Genomic DNA, 2,003 nt, shown 5'->3' with positions numbered 1-2,003 from the left:
GATCGCATAGAGCGGCCGCTTGACCGCCGCGAGCGCGGCGGCTGCCGCCTGTTCCTTCCCCAGCGGGTCGGCGCCGCAGAGCTGCAGCGTCATGTCGGGTTCGCCGGCGATCCGCAGTTCGACCGCATCGGCGAGGCGCTGGCGCGAGGGCGACAGCGTCGCGGGCGGCGCGACGCGGCGCGCCTGGAGCGCGAGTTCCTCGGTCAGCGACGGCGCATCGACGAGCGCGAGGAGCAACGATTCGGCGAGCGCGAAAGGCGCCCCGCCCAGCCCCTCGCCGCTGTCGATGCGGACGAGCCCGAAACCGCGCAGCGGCGCATCGGCGCCGAGCGCCGACCAGTTGCCGCCGGGCAATTTGACCAGCGCCAGCCCCAGCGACGGCGCGGTGCGGCGCGGGTCGCCATGGAGCGCCGCGATCTTGTCGCCCGCCGCCGGGTCGAGCGCGGCCCACGCGCCGAGCAGCAGCAGGTTGCGGCCGAACGCGTCGAGCCCGAAGCGTTCGGCAATGACATCGGCGCGGGTACGCGGCGGCGCGGCCTTGCCGCCGTCGAGCCAGCCCGCAACGGCCGGGAAGGCATCGGCAAGCGGCCGCAATTTGGCCGCGCCGGTCATGACAGGTCGACCAGCGGGCCGGTGATGCGGCCGAAAGTCGGAAGCTGGGGATCGGTGCCGACCTCGGGCTGCGAGGCGAAACCGTCGACATCGACGCGCGCCAGATAGTCGCTGGCGGCCAGATCGGTGAAGGCGAAGACGAGCTGGCTCGCGGGGAAAGCCGCGGGCGCGGTCGCCTCGATCGCGGCATTGCCAAGCTGGCCGGGGCCGAAGGCGTTGAGCAGCAGGGTCGCCGACTGGCCGGCGCGGAGCGGCGGGTCGATGTCGACGGTGACCGTGCCCGAACGCAGGCCCGCGGCGCTTCCCGGCCCGGTCGCCGCCCCGATCTGCGTCATCACCGGCAGGATCGCGAAGGCAACGACATTCGACCCGCGCCGCAGCCGTTCGGGCATCCCCGGATCGACGGGCGCGGCGACGACCTCGAGCTGATGTGCGCCCGCCTTCGGCAGCGCGCCGCCGAACAGCGCGGCATCGAGCGGGAGCGCGAGCGCATCGCCGGCAATCGCATCCTCGTCGAGCGGCAGCGGTTCGCCGTCGATGCGCAGGCTGTTGCCGAAGCGCGCGATGCCGGTGCCGGTGAGATGGAGCGTGCCGCCCCATGGCGCGGGGCCGGTCTGTCCCGCCGAAGGCCCGATGCTGCGGATCTGCAGCGGTCCCATCGGCGCGGCATAGATTTCGGGGGTCGCGACGGGCAGCGGCGGCCCGGGATCGTCCTGCGTCTCGATCGCGATGTTGCGCACCACATAGGTCGCCGACAGCGCATAGGGGACCTGGAAGAAGACCGACCAGAGTTTCGACCAGTCCTCGAGCGACGGCTGTTCGGGTTCGAGCCCGATCGCGCGCCCTTCGGCGGCGAGGTCGGACGCGGCGAGGATCGCCTGGTTCGCATTGTCGGCGATCGCCGCCTCCATCGCGGCGACCGACAGGCCGGGGGCATGTTCGAGCGCGAGCGCGGCTGCGCCATAAAGACGTTCGGGTTCGAACTTGGCGGCGTCGCCATAGAAGCTGATCACATAATGAAGGTCGAGATGGACGCGCGCGCGGGCGCGCTGCGTGCCCGCGCCGTCGCGCGAGGGGAAATGGTCGTTGCGATGCTGGGTGTTGGGCAGGACGCGGAAGAGGAAGAGGTTGATCAGCGGGTTGCCGTCCTCGGCGAGCTTCGCGGTCGGCGCGCCGACGCGAACGTCGGCCTGCCCCACCGCCTGGTTCGCGGCATCCTGGAGCACATGTTCGAGCGTCGCGGTGACGACGGCGAGCGCGCGGAAATTGCTCATTGGCCCCTCCCCTGTGCAAGGAACGCGTCGAGCGAGGTCGATACCGGCGCCGCCGGAGCAGCGGGCGCGGCGGGGAGCGGCGCGGCGCGAACCTCGATGCTGCCGATATGGATTTCG

The 2,003-nt window shown here is 72.0% G+C and carries 2 protein-coding genes; both read right to left on the bottom strand.

All coding sequences use genetic code 11. The annotated features are described in order from the left end of the window. Positions 1-612, bottom strand: a 612-nt coding sequence (locus tag B1A78_RS21645) for a hypothetical protein (protein WP_218668025.1), incomplete at its 3' end; no start/stop codon positions are given. After that, positions 609-1,886 carry a DUF4255 domain-containing protein gene (locus tag B1A78_RS21640; RefSeq protein WP_077148891.1) on the bottom strand — a complete coding sequence of 426 codons (1,278 nt, stop codon included), beginning with the start codon at positions 1,884-1,886 and terminating at the stop codon, positions 609-611. The genes B1A78_RS21640 and B1A78_RS21645, both read right to left, overlap by 4 nt. Positions 1,887-2,003 lie beyond the last annotated feature (117 nt).

The sequence above is a fragment of the Sphingopyxis sp. KK2 genome (assembly GCF_001990265.1).
Lineage (GTDB): Bacteria > Pseudomonadota > Alphaproteobacteria > Sphingomonadales > Sphingomonadaceae > Sphingopyxis.
This window is presented reverse-complemented; position numbering and strand designations above follow the sequence as displayed.

What these genes read in the sequence shown, in the direction of transcription:
- B1A78_RS21640 (WP_077148891.1), bottom strand. Translation starts at nt 1,886, where the DNA reads ATGAGCAATTTCCGCGCGCTCGCCGTCGTCACCGCGACGCTCGAACAT.